Annotated in this window: 12 protein-coding genes; 7 read left to right on the top strand and 5 right to left on the bottom strand. The window is 65.2% G+C overall.

Going from position 1 to position 17,499, the window contains the following annotated elements; translation table 11 throughout:
• Positions 1-119 precede the first annotated feature (119 nt).
• Positions 120-458: a hemophore-related protein gene (locus ABQE93_RS07395; RefSeq protein ID WP_448407204.1), complete on the top strand. Its 339-nt coding sequence runs from the start codon at positions 120-122 to the stop codon at positions 456-458.
• Between the two features lie 69 nt (positions 459-527).
• On the opposite strand, the gene ABQE93_RS07390 is transcribed toward ABQE93_RS07395, so the two are convergent.
• The 3 genes from ABQE93_RS07390 to ABQE93_RS07380 form a co-directional block, all read right to left on the bottom strand.
• Entirely contained in the window at positions 528-1,895 is a 1,368-nt protein-coding gene (locus ABQE93_RS07390) for a hypothetical protein (protein WP_448407205.1), read from the bottom strand.
• 61 nt (positions 1,896-1,956) lie between these two features.
• On the bottom strand, positions 1,957-8,247 hold the full coding sequence (gene pks2, locus ABQE93_RS07385; protein ID WP_448407207.1) for a sulfolipid-1 biosynthesis phthioceranic/hydroxyphthioceranic acid synthase: 6,291 nt from the start codon (positions 8,245-8,247) through the stop codon (positions 1,957-1,959).
• Between the two features lie 283 nt (positions 8,248-8,530).
• Positions 8,531-9,286 (bottom strand): class I SAM-dependent methyltransferase, encoded by a 756-nt coding sequence (locus ABQE93_RS07380; protein ID WP_448407208.1) that lies wholly within the window; start codon positions 9,284-9,286, stop codon positions 8,531-8,533.
• Positions 9,287-9,709: 423 nt separating this feature from the next.
• On the opposite strand from ABQE93_RS07380, the gene ABQE93_RS07375 reads away from it, so the two are divergent.
• Genes ABQE93_RS07375 through rfbG form a run of 3 tightly spaced genes read left to right on the top strand, consistent with a single transcriptional unit; the run spans position 9,710 to position 12,383 of the window.
• Entirely contained in the window at positions 9,710-10,537 is an 828-nt protein-coding gene (locus tag ABQE93_RS07375; protein WP_448407210.1) for a hypothetical protein, read from the top strand.
• Positions 10,534-11,307, top strand: a complete 774-nt coding sequence (gene rfbF / locus ABQE93_RS07370) for a glucose-1-phosphate cytidylyltransferase (RefSeq protein WP_448407211.1) — start codon at positions 10,534-10,536, stop codon at positions 11,305-11,307. Before ABQE93_RS07375 ends, rfbF begins: the two co-directional genes overlap by 4 nt.
• Positions 11,289-12,383 carry a CDP-glucose 4,6-dehydratase gene (gene rfbG, locus ABQE93_RS07365; RefSeq protein WP_448407212.1) on the top strand — a complete coding sequence of 365 codons (1,095 nt, stop codon included), beginning with the start codon at positions 11,289-11,291 and terminating at the stop codon, positions 12,381-12,383. The genes rfbF and rfbG overlap by 19 nt, the downstream gene beginning before the upstream one ends.
• A 17-nt stretch (positions 12,384-12,400) precedes the next feature.
• Here rfbG and ABQE93_RS07360 read toward each other — a convergent pair whose 3' ends face one another.
• Both ABQE93_RS07360 and ABQE93_RS07355 read right to left on the bottom strand, forming a co-directional pair.
• Complete coding sequence (locus ABQE93_RS07360; protein WP_448407213.1) at positions 12,401-13,321, bottom strand: Gfo/Idh/MocA family oxidoreductase; 921 nt, start codon at positions 13,319-13,321, stop codon at positions 12,401-12,403.
• A gap of 3 nt (positions 13,322-13,324) precedes the next feature.
• On the bottom strand, positions 13,325-14,575 hold the full coding sequence (locus tag ABQE93_RS07355) for a class I SAM-dependent methyltransferase (RefSeq protein ID WP_448407214.1): 1,251 nt from the start codon (positions 14,573-14,575) through the stop codon (positions 13,325-13,327).
• A 185-nt stretch (positions 14,576-14,760) separates the two neighbouring features.
• Here ABQE93_RS07355 and ABQE93_RS07350 point away from each other — a divergent pair, with 185 nt between their 5' ends.
• The 3 genes from ABQE93_RS07350 (at position 14,761) to ABQE93_RS07340 (ending at position 17,484) form a co-directional block, all read left to right on the top strand.
• Positions 14,761-15,840, top strand: a complete 1,080-nt coding sequence (locus tag ABQE93_RS07350; RefSeq protein ID WP_448407216.1) for a CmcI family methyltransferase — start codon at positions 14,761-14,763, stop codon at positions 15,838-15,840.
• Between the two features lie 131 nt (positions 15,841-15,971).
• Positions 15,972-16,670, top strand: coding sequence for an O-methyltransferase (locus ABQE93_RS07345; RefSeq protein WP_448407217.1), 699 nt, complete (start codon positions 15,972-15,974; stop codon positions 16,668-16,670).
• A gap of 52 nt (positions 16,671-16,722) precedes the next feature.
• Positions 16,723-17,484 (top strand): class I SAM-dependent methyltransferase, encoded by a 762-nt coding sequence (locus ABQE93_RS07340; protein WP_448407295.1) that lies wholly within the window; start codon positions 16,723-16,725, stop codon positions 17,482-17,484.
• The last annotated feature ends 15 nt before the right edge of the window (positions 17,485-17,499 follow it).

Raw genomic sequence — 17,499 nt, 5'->3', positions numbered from 1 at the left:
GATAAGGGGGTAACGGGCTTGCCAGTGGGCAGCCCGCTACCAAAAAGTTTGGGAAGATCCCGGATTGGCCACTAGAGTCTGTACGGTCGGGGATCACTTGTCAGGGAGGAAATCTGCACATGATCCAACTGTCGTTGACCAGACTGGCTGTTGTGGTCGGCGGTGTCGCACTGTCGCTGGGCGTCGGATCCGGCATCGCATCCGCGGCTCCTGATCTGGGTCCGGCCATCAACACCACGTGCACCTACCCGCAATTGGTGGCGGCGCTTGAGGCGCAGAACCCGCAGGTCGCCGCGGCGTTCAACAAGACGCCGATTGTGCAGCGGGGTCTGAACGAGTTCCTCGCCGCGGGTCCGGAGCAGCGCGCGAAGACTGCGCAGCATGTTGCGTCCGCGCCGCAGATGCAGCCGTACCTCCCGGCGATCGAGGCTGCGTTCCGCACCTGCAACAACTTCTGACCAGTAACTGACCGAAACGGGCGGCGGCCTCTTGGCTCCGCCCGTTTCGCGTTAGTGGCCCGTTTTGCGTTAGTGGATGTGGCCGGTCAGGTCGAAGTCCGCCATCGTGGCCTTGGCCAGTTCATATAGGGCGGGCTTGGTGTTGTCGGCACCGGGTTGGTAGGCGCCGACGCTGATGAAGATCTGGCCGTTGATGCGCCCGGACAGGATGATCATCCGGCCGCCGATCTGTTCGAGGAAGCGGCGGCTTTCGCGTTGTCCGGTTCCTCGGGCGTTCTCGTATTCGGCGATGGTGCCGGCCGGACAGCCGATCACCGAGTGCAGATCGCCGAGGTAGGAGCAAAACACCGGCTGATCGGGGTCGGCGGGCATCCGGGCGACCATTTTCTTCAGCGCACGTTTCGGCGTGAACGACGGCAGCCACAGGAGCTGCTTGGACTCGTCCGGGGTTTCCTTCAGCGTGCGAAGCGTCTCTTTGACGGCGGCGCGGATGTCGCTGAGGTCGGTCGTCAGCGGTTTCGGGTCGACGCTGACGCGCGCATACGACAACGCCATCGCCCGGGTGTCGTCCTCGGTGCGGTCGCTGATGGGGATCTGCAGGGTGACCGCCCCGTCATCGGCGCGCCGACGTCCGATCCGTTCCCCGAACTTCGCGGCGAACGCCGCGGCCATCGTGTGGCTGGCTCCGCCGAGGGCTGCGGCGCGGGCGTCCCACTGCTCCAGGTCGATGTAGATCGTCAGGGCCGGCACCAGCACGACGTCGTCACCACCGGGGACGACGGGGGCTTTCGGTCGCTGCGGACGGTTCTTACGCGGCTGGGTGCGCGCCTGCTTTCGGGCCAGGCGTGCTGCGGTGGTGAGCGCGCGGGCGACCTGGGGGATGTCCCGCGCCGTCTGGCGGACGTCCTCGACGAGGGCGCGTACCCGAGTGCGTGATTGCGGCAGCGGATACCCGAGTTCGCGTGTCTTGCCGAGGGCCGCTTCGATGATCACCAGGGCCAGACCGAGGCCGTCGATCAGGTTGTGCGAGAGCACGAGGCTGATCGCTGTCGAGCCGTCCGTCAGCGGAAGCACGCCCAGATGCCAACCGGGACCCGTTTCGGGATCGATCGGCAGTTGTGAGCGTTCATCGACCCAGTCGCTGAATTCTTCGCGGGGCCGGGCGGTTTCGGCGACATCGAAGTCCAGCGGCCCGCGATCGACAACCCAACGATGCCGCGCGATCGAAAGCGCCGGACGCTCGATGCGCCGTCCCAGCAATCCCTGGCCGAGGTGGTAGTGAAAGCGCCGCAACGCGTCGTAGTCGACGGGGTGCTCATAGAGCCACGTGACCTGAATGATGACGTTCATATCGGCGGCGTAATGCTCTGCCAGCAAGGCTTCGTCCGCCACCGCGAGCCGATTGTCGGGCGGCACATCAGCCCTCCGCGCAGCCATCAGTCAGCCTCCTTCACATGCAGCCTGCAGATGCGGCGTGTTGAGGTTGCGGCAGAAGCGATCACACCGCTGCCGACACCGTCTGGTCACCTGCCAGCGTATCGGCCAGGTGTTGGCCGAGCGTACGCGCGGTGTTGTGCGTGGCAATCGCCTTGGGCGTCACGCGTATTCCGGTCTCGGATTCGATGCGGTTGCGCAACTCGAGGAATCCGAGGGAGTCCAGACCGTGATCCGGGAACGAGTGGTCTGGATCGACCGCGCGCCGCAGGATGAGGCTGGCCTGCTCGGCCACGAGCCTTCGAAGCCGCGTCGCCCACTCGTCGCGAGGCAGCGAGCGCAACTCGGCACGCACCGCGGCGGTGTCGTCTCGTTCCTGACCCGCGGTCTTGAACGCCTCGGCGAACGGACTGCGCGCAACGAGTGCGTTGAACAGCGGGGTGCCCTTGGTGGGCATGTAGCCGGTGTAGCCGCGGTCGTAGCGCAGCAGCGCCTGGAAGGCGTGTGCACCTTCTTCGGGGGTGATCATCGTGGTGCGGCCCTCTTCCAGGGACGCGGCGCGGCCGACCTCGGCCCATGCGCCCCACGCGATCGTGGTGGCGGGCAGGCCTTCTGCCCGGCGCCAGTGGGTGAAGGCGTCCAGCCAGCTGTTGGCCGCGGCGTAGGCGCCCTGGCCCGGGGAGCCGAGCAGCGCGGCCGCCGATGAGAAACAGCAGAACCAGTCCAGCGGCTGGTCGCACGTCGCTTCGTGCATGTGCCAGGCGCCGTAGACCTTGGCCACCCAGTCCCGCTCGATCAGGTCGTCCGTCATCGTGGTCAGCGTGGCGTCCTCCACCACGGCCGCGGCGTGCAGCACGCCGCGGACCGGCAGCCCGGTCGCGGTGGCGGCGGTGACGAGACGTCCCGCCGTTGCGGGATCGGCGATGTCACCGCACTCGACGTGGATCTGCGTGCCGCTGTCGCGCATCCGCTCAATAGCTTGGCATGCAGCGGCGTTGGGTTGTGAGCGACTCGTCAGCACGATCCGGCCGCAGCCGGCTGAAGCCATCTCGGCGGCGAGGAACAACCCCAGCCCGCCAAGACCCCCGGTGATGATGTAGGCCCCGTCGGGGCGAAAGAGCGGGGCCTGCTCCGGTGGCAGCGCCACCGTGCTGTGTCCGCGGCGGGGCACGTCGAGCACCAGCTTGCCGGTGTGTTCGGCCGCGCTCATCACCCGAATCGCGGTGGCCACCTCGGCGAGCGGGTAAGAAGTGCTCTGCGGTGGCGCCAACTGTCCGGTTGCCACCAGCTCGTACACCCGCCGCAGCAGGTCGCCGACCCGTTCGGGTCGACTCTCGACCATCAGCGCCAGATCGACGTAGTGGAACGTGAGGTTGCGGCGGAAGGGATACATGCCCAGCCGGGAGTTGGCGTAGACATCCAGCTTGCCGATCTCCACGAACCGCCCGTCGATGGCCAGGAGTTCAAACCCGGCACGCTGCGCGGCTCCGGTGAGGGAGTTGAGTACGACGTCGACACCGGCGCCGTCGGTGTCGCGGCGGATCAGATCGGCGAACGCGGTGCTGCGCGAGTCGTACACATGCTCGATACCCATGTCGCGCAACAACTCCCGGCGTCCGGGGCTGCCTGCGGTAGCGAAGATCTCCGCTCCCGCCGCGCGGGCGATCGCGATGGCCGCCTGCCCGACACCGCCGGTGGCCGAATGGATCAACACCCGATCACCGGCCGCGATCCGGGCCTGGTCGTGCAGCCCGTACCAGGCGGTGGCGTACGCGGTGGTCGTCGCGGCCGCAACCTCATCGGTCAGGCCGGGCGGAAGTGCCACGGCGGCGCGGGCGTCACAGGTGACAAACGTGGCCCAGCAGCCGTTTCTGGAGAAACCGCCGACATGGTCACCGACCCGATGATCGGTGACACCGGGCCCGACCGCGGTCACCACACCCGCGAAGTCGGTGCCCGGCTGCGGCAGACGTCCTTCGAGGCTGGGGTACTGGCCGAATGCCACCAGTACATCGGCGAAGTTGATACTGGACGCGGTGACCGCGACCTCGATCTCGCCGCGTCCCGGTGGAACACGTTCGGCAGCAACAAGTTCCATCGTTGCCAAATCCCCGGGAGTGCGGATCTGCAGGCGCACACCTTCGGTTTCGTGGTTCACCGTGGTGATGCGGCGCTCTTCGGGCCGCAGCGGCGTGGGCTGCAGCCTGGCCACGTACCAGTTGCCGGCGCGCCAGGCAGTTTCGTCCTCGGTGGATCCGGACAGCAGTTCGAGTGCCACCTTCTCGGGGTCGCAGTCGGCGTCCACGTCAATCTGGGTGGCACGCAGCTCCGGATGTTCGGCGCCCACCACCCGGACCAGGCCGCGCAACCCGGCCTGGTCGAGGTTGGCCCGGTCGTGGTCCTCCACGGTTTGCGCGGCCCTGGTCAACACATATAGGCGGGGCGGTTCACCCGGCGATTCGGCGAGTTCGCGAGCGATGCGCGCCAGCGCAGAGACGTGCGCGCGGGCCCTGGCCAGACCGTCTTCGTCCACGTCGCTCGGCGCCGGGAACACCACGACCACGCCGTCGACGGCGCTGGCCGTCAGCCGGTCACCCAGTTGCTCACCGTAGGGTACAGGGTCGGCGTGCCCGGGCCAGCCGAACCAGTCACACTGCGCACCAAGGCCTTTCATGGCGTCGAGGAGCTTTGTCGCCAGGGACTCCGCGGTGTCTGAGGTGGTGATCAACAGCCACTCGCCGGGATCGGTGTCCGCGCAAACGGGTGGGTCATGCCGCCGCCATTCGACGGTGAGCAACCGTTCGGCGAGCACGCGTTCGGCATCGCTTCCTTCCGAACTGCTGCCCAGCTGGAACCCCCGCATGGTCAGCACCGGCGCTCCGGCCTCGTCGAGGATGTCGATATCGGCGTCGACGCCGGTTCGGTCGCGGGTGTTCAACCGGACGAGGCAGTACCGCGGCTTGCCCGCCGGATCGCAGATGCGCAGCCGCCGAATTCCCAACGGCACCAACAACTCCCCGTGGTTGACGGCCGGGTGCGCGGCGACGGATTGGAAGCAGGCGTCGAGCAGCACCGGGTGGATACCGTAGGCGCTCTGCTGCGCGCGCAGCGCACGGGGCAGTGCGATTTCGGCGACCAACGTGCAAACGTCATCGGCGGTGTGAGCGGCGATCAGGCTCGCGAACGCCGGACCGAGTAAGACCCCGCGGGAGTCGAACAGCGCTCGTAGCTCGTCGCCTTCGGTGCGGGACGGGTGCGCGGCGAGCAGCGTGGAAATGTCGTGTCGCTGCGGCGCAGGCTCATCGTCGGTCACGTGTAGGCGTGCGACGGCTCGCCGGGTGTGTTCGCCTTCGTGGTCGGTCACCACTTCGAACTCGACGACGCCGGGCGTGTCGACCGACGCGAGCGTGGTGATCGGTGTCTGTTCGTCGAGCATCAGCATCTGCTCAAAGCTGATGTCGCGGACCTCGGATCCCTCGCCGAGCATGGTGCGCGCCGCCGACAGCGCCATCTCGCAGTAGGCCGCCCCGGGCAGGGCGGGCACGTTGTGCACCTGATGGTCGCTCAGCCACGGGAGCGCCGAGGTGCCGACGTCGCCTTGCCAGGCATGGCGCTCCGGCTCTTCCGGCAGCCGCACATGCGCGCCGAGCAGCGGGTGCACCGCGAGGTTCCGCGTGCCCATTGCCAGTGCCTGGCGGCTGGGATCCCCGGACCCGATGCGCAGCCGACGGTGGGTCCACGTCGGCAACGGTGCGTCGACCAGCCGGCCGTTCGGGTAGAGCGCCGCGAAATCGACTGCGGCTCCGGCGCAATGCAAGTTCGCCAGGAACTCGCGCAGGCCGTGTGGCAACTCCTGTTCACGCAGCAGGCACGGTAGTGCCTGCGCCGAGATGTCGGCCGCCTTCGCGGTCTGTTCCACAGCGCGGGTCAACAGCGGGTGCGGGGAGAGCTCCGCGAAGACCCGGTGGCCGTCCTCCAGCGCGGCCTGCACGGCGTCGGCGAACCGCACCGGACGGCGCAGGTTATCGACCCAGTAGCGGGCGTCCAGGACCGGCTGGCGCCGCGGGTCGTCCAACGTCGCCGAGTAGAACGGCACCGCGGGAGCCAGCGGGGTAAGCTCGGCCAACGCATCGGCGAGTTCGGCGAGGATCGGATCGACCTGCGGTGAGTGCGACGCGACGTCCACCGCCACCTCACGTGCCGTCACGTCGCGGCGCTCCCACATCGCGACCAGATCGCGCACCGTCTCGGTCGCCCCGCCGATGACGGTGGACTCCGGCGAGGCGACCACCGACACGACGACGTCGGAGCGGTTGCGCGCGGCCAACTCGTCGCGCACGCGTGCGGCGGGCAGCTCCACCGAGGCCATCGCCCCGGCGCCGGCGATGGTGGCCAGCAACCGCGAGCGGCGGCAGATGACGCGCACGCCGTCTTCGAGCGAAAGCGCTTCCGCGACAACGGCAGCGGCGACCTCTCCCATCGAATGCCCGACGACGGCGCCGGGGTGGACGCCGTGGGAGCGCATCGCGGCGGCCAGCGCGACCTGCATGGTGAATAGAGTCGGCTGGACCCGCTCGATACCGTCGACCGTCTCGGGTGCCGACATCGCCTGGGTGACTGAGAAGCCCGCTTCCGCGGCAATCAACGGCTCCACCAGCGCAACCGTCGCGGCGAACACCGGCTCCGCCGCCAGCAGGGCGGCGCCCATCGCCGCCCACTGCGAACCCTGTCCGGAGAACACCCATACGGGTCCACGATCGTCCTGGCCGACCGCGGCGGGGTACGTGATGGCGCTGTCGGCGACCTCATGCAACCGCTCGGTCAGCTCCGTCAGGTCCGCGGCGACCACCGCCGCGCGCACCGACCGGTGGCCACGTCGGCGCGCCAAGGTGTAGGCCAGATCGGAGGGCACCAGCTCATCGGAGCGGGCGCTCACCCATTCGGCGAGTCGGGCGCAGGTGCGGTGCAGGGCTTCGCTCGAGGTGGCTGACAGCGCGAACACCAGCGAGCCGGGCGAGACCACGGCCGCCTCCTGCGGCGCGTACGTAGGGGCCTCCTCCAGCACGGCGTGCACGTTCGTACCGCTCAGACCGTACGACGATACGGCCGCCCGGCGTGGGTGCTGATTCTGCGGCTGGTCTTGTTGCGAGGGCCACGGGGTGGCGGCGGTGGGCACGAACAGGCCCGTTTCGATTTTCGCCAGGTCGTCGGGCAGCCGGGTGAAGTGCAGCGACGGCGGGACCACACCGTGTTGCAGCGCGAGCGCGGCCTTGATCAGGCCCAATGTGCCTGCGGCGCCCTCGGTGTGGCCGAAGTTGCTCTTGGCCGATCCGAGCGCGCACGGTCGGCCGTCGGTGCCGTAGACCCTCGACAGGCTGCCAAACTCGATCGGGTCACCGACCCGGGTGCCGGTGCCGTGGGCTTCCACCATGCCGACCGTCTTGGGGTCGACGCCGGCCGCCGCCAGCGCTGCCCGGTATGCGTTGGCCTGCGCTTCCAACGACGGTCTGGAGATGGTCTTGGTGCGCCCGTCGTGATTGGCCGCCGTGCCGCGGATCACGGCGAGGATCCGGTCGCCGTCTCGTACCGCGTCGGGCAACCGCTTGAGCAAGACCACGGCGCAGCCCTCGGACCGCACGAAGCCGTCCGCTGCGGCGTCGAAGGAGTGGCAACAGCCAGTGGGGGAGTACATCCCCAGCGCTGACCCCGCGGTGTTCATCAGCCCTGAGATCAGCGTGTTGACGCCGCCTGCGAGGGCAAGGTCACTCTCGCCCTGGTGCAGGCTGCGACAGGCCAGGTGCAGGGTCAGCATGCCGGTGGAACACGCGGAGTCCACCGTCAACGCCGGACCGTGCGCACCCAGCCAGTACGCGATCCGGCCGGACGCCATGCTGGGGGTGTTGCCGGGGTACGCGTAGGCGTCGTGTACGACGCCGGATTCGTAGGTCAGCACGACGTGGTCATCGTGGACCACCCCGACGAAAACGCCTGTCTTGGACCCGAACAGCGAACGCGGATCGAAGCCGGCGTGCTCGATGGCCTCCCACGATGTCTCCATCAGCAACCGGTGGTTGGGGTCCATGTACGTCGCTTCATGGGTCCGCAGACCGAAGAACGGAGCATCGAAGCCCCAAATGTCGTCGAGAAATCCGCCGTACCGCGTCACGGACTTGGCGGGCACACCAGGTTCGGGGTCATAGAACTCGTCGACATCCCAGTGATCGGCGGGGATCTCGGTCACCAGATCTTCGCCCCGTAGCAGCGCTTGCCACAGCTTCTCCGGTGATTCGATGCCTCCGGGAAGTCGGCAGGCCATGCCGATCAGTGCGATTGGAGTGACAAGAGCGTCCCCCATAGCCCTCACCTTCTTTCGAGCCGTACTTCAGCACGCGCGGCCGAGGTCGTACGTGGCAGGTTGGGTGCGACGTGGTTCGACGGCCGTTCGTTCAGGGCCAAACTAGCCGAGTTGGTCCGGTGGTCTGACCGCTTTGCTGCGATGGGGCTGTGACGCGGTTTGTTTTGCGCCGGCCATCTGCCGTTGCGGGGGAGGTACGTTGCGGCGTGCGCAACGATGGACCGAATCCGCGATAGTGCAGTGAATTAACCGCGTCGGCTGCGCCGGCGCGGGTGTCGCCGATCTAGGCCTTGTCGGATTCGGATCTGAACCCGGTGGGCGACGTGCGTTTTCGCTCGCTCTTGAGGATGCCGACCGTGTCGGTGAACCAACCCCGCAGCACACGCTTTAGTTGGAACTGTCCTTGTAGCGTGGTGTCGGGGTAACTGTCGGTGAGGTCGACGAACTCGTAGCCCGGTTCTTTGCAGATGAGGTACTGCTGGTGTGGCAGGGCAAAGATTCGTGCGCCCACCGCTTCTGCGAAATACACCGCGAACGGGAACACCAGGGTGGGCTCGAAACGGTCCCCGTGCTGCCACACCGTGTGCGCGAAGTCGTCGCCACCGATCCACCCGCCGGCCCGGACCTTGGGCCACACGTTGATGAGGTCGATCGAAATGCCCCGCAGCGTATGGTCGCCATCGATATAGGCGAAGTCGAGGCTGCCGTCGGGGATCTGGTCGATGACTTCGAGGGTCGTTCCGCGCAGGATGACGCGCTTGTCGGCGGCGAACGCGGTGGTGGCTTCGGTTTCGGCCAGGTAGGCGTCGAACTGAGAGTCGTCGGTATTGCTGGGTTTGTTCCAGTCGTCGAGGTGCCGCCACGGGTCAACCATGTAATAGGTGCGGATCGAGTCGCACGCGGCCAGTATCTCCGCGGCGAATCGACCCCGGTAGACGCCGATTTCGGCGATCGACTCGACCCGGTTGTCCTGCAGAAACTCGGTCCACAGCTGATACCGCGTGGCGCTCGCGGACAGCCGCCGAACTGCTTCGTCCACCATTTCCCCTCTCGCGAGCGATGTGCCGCCTAGGGAACCTACGCGGTCGGCGGGCGCCGGAGGCGCGAATCGCGGTTATGGATGTTGCTGTCGATCGGTACCGCGCAGGCCAAGAAACGCAATGATCTGAATTGAGGGGTCAGCTGACAGGGCCGCCGTGGAAGCTAGAGTGTTCGGGCATGTCCCCCTGGATCTGGGCTCCCACTTCACAAAGCGCTGCTTTGCGTGCGCAATCGTGTTGAAATGCGACGATGGTCAAGAAAAGTGTCGCCCTTTGGCGGCGGGATACGCCCGTGTCAGCGCTGGTTGGCTACGTCTGGTTCGCTCACAGTGGCCGTTTGTAATTGGTGAGCGTCGAGCGCATCGTCCGGACTGCCTGTGCCCATGATCCACAGATACTGCATTAGTCATAAGAAGCCGCTTTTGCCTGAAAGCTGGTACGACGAGTGCATCTCGCTGGGGGATTACCAGCCCGATTCGGAGTTGCACGTGCGGCACCTCGACCCGTTTTGGCACCAGGCGCGACCGGTCGCCTTCGGCGCTGCGGGAAGTTTCGTCTTACCCATCGCCGTGGAGAGGAACTCCGGTGACGCGGAACTGATCGAACTCTCGTCCTACCGCAAGAGGATTTTGGCTTCCCCGGAAGGGGTGGAGTCCGTACGGTATCCGACCCTGCGGGAACTGAGATGTGACCGCGTGGAAAGGGAGGCCGAGCTAGCTACGTTCGTGCCCAGAGATGGCCTTCCATTCCTTGTCGCACAGCCACTGTATTTCAAGAAATCGGTTTTCAAACACTATGCGGCGATTCATCACCGCAGAGATATCCTCGACTACACCGCGATCGCGGTGGAGATAGGTGTGCTGGACGCCGACACCGCATCCGAATTCCTGGACGCACAGCATTTCGTTCCAGGCGGTGTTGAACTAGGGATCTTTCCGAAGTCGTGGCTGGTGCACATTTTGTCAGCGATCGAACGCGTGGGTCGACAATTCGTGAAGCGATACGGTGCCCGCCTGAGGCGTTACAACACTTATCAGATAAGGGCGGTCGGATTCCTCTCCGAGAGGTTGGGCTCTTTCTTCCTGATTCGGCACCTCATGGAGGAGTACTCGAACAATATTCCTGCCGAAGTATTCGGGCATATGACGGTCATGGTAGAGGGCAAATCCAGCTACTCCGCCGGCTTAGCAGAACAACCCAGGAAGTGGTCGGGTCGGGGGCATCAACTCACGCAGCGGCGGACGCGATGAAGGCGGTCATCCTGGCGGGAGGTAAGGGAACCCGACTTACCGAAGAGACCGTGGCCCGGCCCAAGCCGATGGTGGAGATCGGCGGGCGGCCGATCCTGTGGCATATCCTCAAGCATTACTCCCGGCACGGTATCAATGACTTCGTTGTCTGCTGTGGCTATAAGGGCTACATGATCAAGGAGTACTTCGCGAATTACTTCTTGCACATGTCGGATGTGACGTTCGATCTCTCGGTCAACAAGATGGAAGTGCACGAGCATTACGCCGAGCCGTGGCGGGTGACGCTGGTGGACACCGGTGACGAAACCATGACGGGCGGTCGCCTCAAGCGGGTGTCGCCATACATCCGAGACGAAGAGGCGTTCTGCTTCACCTACGGCGATGGGCTCAGCGACGTGAACATCGCCAAGAGCATCGAGTTTCACCGTCAACACGGCCGCAAGGCCACCGTCACGGCAGTGCTTCCTCCTGGGCGTTACGGGGCGATCGAGCGCGACGGAGACCGGGTAGCGCGCTTTGTCGAGAAGCCGCCCGGCGACGGTGGGTTCATCAACGGCGGATTCTTTGTGCTGTCGCCGGCCGCGCTCGACTACATCGAAGGTGACCAAACTGCTTGGGAAGGACCACCGTTGGCGCGCCTGGCCGCCGACGGCGAACTGATGGCGTTCGAGCACTCCGGCTTCTGGCAGCCCATGGACACTCTTCGCGACAAGAACCTGCTCGAAGACCTCTGGAACAGCGGCGAAGCGCCATGGAAGTGCTGGCGCTGAACACTTTCGGCGCCGCGTACCGTGGGCGCCGGGTCCTGGTCACCGGCCATACGGGGTTCAAAGGCAGTTGGCTATGTCTTTGGCTGCAGGCGTTGGGCGCACATCTCACCGGGGTGGCGTTGGACCCGCCCTCCGAACCCAGTCATTGGGAACTGTTGAAGCTGACTGTGGACGATCACCGCATCGACATTCGCGATGAAGCGGCGCTGCGGCGGGTTTTCGCCGCGCAACGACCTGAGATCGTCTTTCATCTAGCCGCCCAACCGTTGGTCCGCCGGTCCTATCAGGAACCGGTCACCACGTGGGCCACCAACGTCATGGGCACGGTCAACGTGCTCGAGGCACTCCGTCACACACCGGATGTGCGGGCCGCGGTGATTGTCACGACCGACAAGTGCTACGAGAACCGCGAATGGCCGTGGGCCTACCGCGAACACGATCGGCTGGGCGGCCACGACCCCTACAGTGCGTCGAAGGCCGGCGTCGAGTTGGCGGTGGCGAGCTATCGAACCGCTCTCCTGCAACAGGATTCAGCGCCGTTGCTTGCCACGGCGCGGGGCGGCAACGTGATCGGTGGCGGTGACTGGTCACAGGACCGCCTGGTTCCCGACCTGGTGCGTTCGGTCGTCGCCGGTGAGCCGCTGGCGGTGCGGTCACCGCACAGCACGCGTCCCTGGCAGCATGTGTTGGATTGTCTCAGTGGGTATCTGCTGCTTGGTCAGCGGCTTCTGGCCGGCGACACCACGTGTGCCGAGGCGTGGAACTTCGGCCCCGACGGGCACGGCAACCGCTCGGTTGAGCAGGTGCTCGCAGAGCTTGCGCGCGGGTGGCCACAGCTGCAGTGGCATGCGGTGACCAGCCCCCAGCCTCACGAGGCGAGGCTGCTGCAACTCGACAGTGCCAAGGCGAAGATGCATCTGGGGTGGCGCCCGGTCTGGGATGTCGAAGAAGCCATCCGCCACACCGCGAACTGGTATCGCCAACTGCTGGAGAACGGTTCGGTGTCGAGCGCCGACGAACTATCGGCTTACGTTGCCGATGCAGGCGAGCTGGGCGTGAATTGGGCGACGGCATGAGCGGCGAACCGTAAGTCCTACTCTTCGCGCCGGGACTTGGTCTCCACGACGCGCCAGAGCGCCACGATCGCCTGCTGACGTTCTGCGTGACCGTCGTCTAGGTCCGAGAACGAATCACATAGTCGCCGGAGCACACCGACGCGCGCATCCTGCCCGTCCAACGCATCGGGATCGACCGGACCGAAAGGGTCGGCCTGGTTTACGAGCGTCGTCGGCGCCTGGCCGTACTTGCGCACGGAGATGCGAAAGGTCGGGGTCGTTTCCCGGCTGTCGATTCTGAGTTCACAGGGGGCGAGACCGGGGCCGGTGAACGTCACCCGCCAGCGCTGCGCTTCGTCCTCTGAAGGTCCAGAGATGGTCGACGTCGACACATCGTCGTAGCCAAGTTCCGAAAGCAGGGCGATCGCGTGAATGCCGTAGAACCGTACTGCGCCACCGCCGGACGAACTGAACCGTTTCCAGTTCTTGATGTCGGCGCGGTAGTGGTGGGCCAGGAAAGTCCAATCGACGGCGACGCTTGCGGCGGGTTCGGCCAGCGCTGACCTGAGTGTGTCCGCCCACGGGGTGAAGCGGAACGTGTAGCCGACCCGGTACTGCTTACCTGAATTCTCGACTGCCGCCAGCAGCGAAGCGGCCGACTCGGGGGTTGGCGCCAGCGGCTTCTCGAGGATGAGATGTGAAATACCGGGCATTTGCGTCAGGCGTGGTACCCACCGTGCCTGATCTTGTGGGCGCAGCGCGATGACCGCTCCGCTCGATCGTCCCAAGGCGGTCTCGACATCGCCGCACCAGAGCACCTCGTCGATGTAGGGGGAGAGTTCGGGCCGGTCACCGAGCGCGGGCCGGTACCGGTTCGGCAACGCAACGCCGTAACCCGCCTCGATCAGAGCCGGCAGGTATCCGTAGATGCCGAACCCGGAACCCAGGACCGTGAACACCGCTCACGCATCTTTGAAGTCGTCGGCCGCCAAGACATCGAAAACTGGGCCCTGGTAATCGTGTTCGGCGAGATATCGACGGATCTCGGTGGAGATATGCCAGGCCAGGTTCAGCAGGGGGGTGGTCTGAGGACCCTGCGCGAACAACTCGTCGTCTGACACGATCGGAATCCTGGTGCCCGGCACGTAATGCCCGATCTTTATCGAACCCGGTTTCTCGTGTACTGCGACGATCTCGTCGGCGGTCAACCCGAGCAGTTTGACGAGGATCGCCGCCCGACCCGGGAACGCTTTGGCGCGGATCGGACCGTGCTGTGCGACGATCTCCCTGATCTCGCGGCCCTTGCGCTCCTTCCACAACTCCACATCGCGGGCGAGCCTACCGAAGTCCTGCAAGAACTTTCGCTCACGCGCAACGGTTTCGGTTCCGGTGCCGTTGCGTGCGCCGCGTCCGAGCGTGACCCGGATGTTTCCGCCGTAGCGGGCGGGAAACTCGGCGTGCACGATGTCGAGCCCAAGTGATTTCGCGATGTAGTCGAACGACCGGTACGAATACGTTCTGGGATGCTCGTGATAGAACGTGTCGAACTGATGCCGATCCAGGACCGCGCCCAGGTAATGGTTCTCGATGACGATCGTCGTCTGCGGTGCCAGCAGAAGTTTGAGCGCGGCGAGCACCCCTGACAAGTCCTCGATATGAGCGAAGACGTTGGTGAACGTGATCAGGTCCGGCAGGCCGACACGGTCGCGTATCGCAGTGGCTGTCGCCGCGCTGAGGTAGTCCTGGACGACGAAATGGCCCTTCGCCTCCGCGTCACCACCGGCGCCGGTCGGCTCGATACCGGCGGTCCTCGCCCCGGCTTCCCTGAAGAAATCGAGCAAACTGCCGTCGTTGCACCCGACGTCGAGTACGAGCTTGTCGGACAAGGGGCCGATCCGTTCGACGCATGTCCCCACCAGGCCGCGCATCCCAGACAGCACGTCCGCGGTGAAGCGCGAGCGGTAGTGGTAGTCAACCTGAAACAGGTCTTCCTTGGGCACCTGGTAGCGCTGATGGGCGGTGATGCACGTCGGACAGAAGACGATATTGATTGGGTATTCCCGGCATTGGCGAGGATCACCGATCCTGACGAGGTCGTCGCACAGCGGATGCCGGCCAAGATCGAGCACCGGCAGCAACTTCTCGCCGCCGCAGACCTCACAGCGCATGATCTCGGTCAGAGCTCTGTCGGCGTTAGTCGAAGTGGTGGTCATATCACCGATCCGTCGGGCCGTCGTGGGCGGGGCTGGGGAATCTGTCCAACCTATGACCTCCACCATCTGCGTGGTCTACGGGCCTCTTTTGCGATGGCGCCATAATTTGTCGCGATTCTATTAAGTTCTCGCGGGGCCTGACCCATACGGTCGAATTTCGGCCGTCGGTCGACCATTGTGACGGTGTGGCGAAAGACTGGGCCGCCGAACAGGCGGCGCGAATCGGGGATGAAATCAGGCGGCTGCGGGGGTCGCGCTCAGCGCAGTGGCTGTCAGATCGAACGGAGGCGCTCGGATACCGCATCGCGCATACCACGATCTCGGAGCTGGAAGGTCACCAACGCACCTACGTGAGCACCGCCGAGTTGGCCGTCCTGGCCAAGGCGCTGGATACGGCACCGATCGCGCTGCTGTACCCGCCGTCGCACAGCACCGAGCTCGAGGTGTTGCCGGGAACAGATGCGACGAGTTGGAGTGCAGCCGAATGGTTCTCGGGGTTGACCGACCACCGGCAGCGGGTGGTCGAGAATGTGCGGGCGCTCGCTGAGGACTCCGAGCTCGCGGATCTGACCTCCCAATGGATCAGGCGAAGCCTCACGAACCGGTACTCGTACAATTTCGAGTGGCTCGGCCGGCCGATCATCCAATATCCACAGGACATCGTCTGCCTGCAGGAGTTGATGTGGTCGGTCAAACCCAACGTGGTCGTTGAGACAGGGATCGCGCATGGTGGTTCGCTGATCCTCAGCGCCTCGATGCTGGCGTTAATCGACTTGTGTGAGGCGATCGCCAACGACACAGCGTTCGATCCGCGTACCCCCAGCAGGCAGGTCATCGGGGTCGACATCGAGATACGCGCCCACAATCGCAGCGCGATCGAAAACCACCCGCTGTCCCGGTACATCACGATGATCGAAGGGTCCAGCGTCGACCCGGCGACCGTTCGGCAAGTGCACGATGCAGCGGCCGGTCGCGGGGCTACGCTCGTCTGCCTCGACAGCAACCACACCCACGACCACGTCCTCGCGGAACTTTCGGCATACGCACCGCTGGTGACACCGCAGAGCTATTGCGTGGTGTTCGACACCGTCGTCGACGACATGCCCGACATGTTCCCCGACCGGCCGTGGGGTGAGGGCAACAACCCCAAGACGGCGGTGTGGGAATTTCTCAAGTCGCATTCGGAGTTCGAAATCGACCAGCAGATCCCGCAGAAGCTGCAGATCACCGTCGCGCCTGACGGGTTTCTGCGCCGGGTGCGCTGAGCCGCGTCCGAGTCTCTGTCGCCGGATACCTCGGCGATAATCGCGTCGATGTGCGACCATCGGCATCGCCGAGTGCACGCCGGTCCGGAATGGTGAAGTGACCGAAATCGACCTGCTGACAGGGTTTGAACGTGAACGTCGTACTGAAATTTTCCCCAGTCGCGCGACGCAATCGCTATCGGGGTCGAGACCGAATGCTGAAATCACTGGCAGCAGATATCGCTTCGACGACCACATGGTCGGCGGTGGACACCCGACTCCACCGGGAGATGGCTGAGGTGGTCGACCGGACTCCGCGAGTCCACAACCTGCCTGATCACTTGTCGGTCTACGAATCCGTGGTCGACCGAACCAGGCCGATTCGGTTGCTGGAGGTCGGCAGTTTCTACGGGGACTCGCTACAGATGTGGCAGGAATATCTGCACCCCGATTCGCTGATCATCGGTGTCGACGTCGACTCCAAGTTCGTAAAGATCGCGGATTCAGAAGGTATTCGGGTACGCATCGGTGGCGGACAGAGCCATTCTTTACTACGAGACGTGGCCGAAGAATTCGGTCCGTTCGACGTCATCCTCGACGTAGGAAGTCAAGCGTGTCACCCGATGACGGAAAACTTCCGTAGCCTTTTCGAAATAGCGTTGACGAAGCACGGCGTATACATCGTCGAAGACGTTCACTGCGATTATTGGACGATCTACAACAGCTTTACGCTCACCGGCCTGCTCCGGGCGTTCGTCGACGTTTTGCACGGTCATTACCAGCTGGCCACCAGCCCGGCCAAGTTCCGAGACGGTCACGTCCTCGTGGTCCGCCGTACCGCCGCGAGGTAGCTATGGGCCATGCCACCGTCGCGCGCCGAAGCGATGATCCATGATGTTCGACATGGATAGCGGCGCCCGCGACATTGTGAGCATGCCCCGAGGGGGGCCGGATGCCTCGTGGCTGGACCGGCGTCTGCAGACCGACCGGCTCGAATACCTCGACCGCGACGACGTCGACCACCTCAAGCGCAAGGTCATGAGCGCACTCGACCGCGCCGGGAGGCGACGGTGGATCGGTATTCACGGGAAGTGTGCCCGCATGGTGCTGCGCGAAGTCGCCGACGTGCCCGCTCCGAAGATTCTGGAACTCGGGGCCGGACTCGGCGGGCTGTCGAGCAAGGTGCTGGAGGACCATCCCACCGCCGAGGTGACGGTCACCGATATCGACCCGGCGTTTGTCGCAGGCGTCGCCGAAAGTGACCTCGGCAGCCATCCACGCGCCACCGTCTGCGAAATGGACGCCACCGCGATCGACGCCCCGGACGGCTACTACGACCTGGCGGTGTTCGCACTGTCGTTGCACCACTTGCCGCCTGAACTCGCGGCGCGAGTGTTTGCGGAAGGGACCAGGGCGGCAAAGCAGTTGTTGATCGTCGACCTGCCCCGCCCGCCCGCGCCGCTGCATCTGATGTTGCTGGCGGTGGTGCTGCCGCTCACCAGGCTGTCACCGTTGCAACACGATGGCTTCATCAGCTCGCTTCGCGCCTACAGCCCGTCGGCGCTGCGGGCCATTGCTCATCATGCCGACCCGGCGATCACCGTCGAGTTCCGGTCGCGGCGCGGTTTCGGTCCGACGGTGGCGGTCGCCCGTCGGGCGCGGTGACGCGGCCATCCGGGG

It is taken from the genome of Mycolicibacterium sp. XJ662, assembly GCF_053484035.1.
Note: the sequence above shows the minus strand (reverse complement) of the source record. Positions and strands in the feature narration are given on the sequence as shown.

Excerpts from the sequence above, each read along its gene's own strand:
- ABQE93_RS07395 (WP_448407204.1), top strand. The coding sequence starts at position 120 with ATGATCCAACTGTCGTTGACCAGACTGGCTGTTGTGGTCGGCGGTGTC.
- pks2 (WP_448407207.1), bottom strand. The coding sequence starts at position 8,247 with ATGGGGGACGCTCTTGTCACTCCAATCGCACTGATCGGCATGGCCTGC.
- ABQE93_RS07355 (WP_448407214.1), bottom strand. The coding sequence starts at position 14,575 with ATGACCACCACTTCGACTAACGCCGACAGAGCTCTGACCGAGATCATG.
- rfbF (WP_448407211.1), top strand. The coding sequence starts at position 10,534 with ATGAAGGCGGTCATCCTGGCGGGAGGTAAGGGAACCCGACTTACCGAA.
- ABQE93_RS07340 (WP_448407295.1), top strand. The coding sequence starts at position 16,723 with ATGGATAGCGGCGCCCGCGACATTGTGAGCATGCCCCGAGGGGGGCCG.
- ABQE93_RS07390 (WP_448407205.1), bottom strand. The coding sequence starts at position 1,895 with ATGGCTGCGCGGAGGGCTGATGTGCCGCCCGACAATCGGCTCGCGGTG.
- rfbG (WP_448407212.1), top strand. The coding sequence starts at position 11,289 with ATGGAAGTGCTGGCGCTGAACACTTTCGGCGCCGCGTACCGTGGGCGC.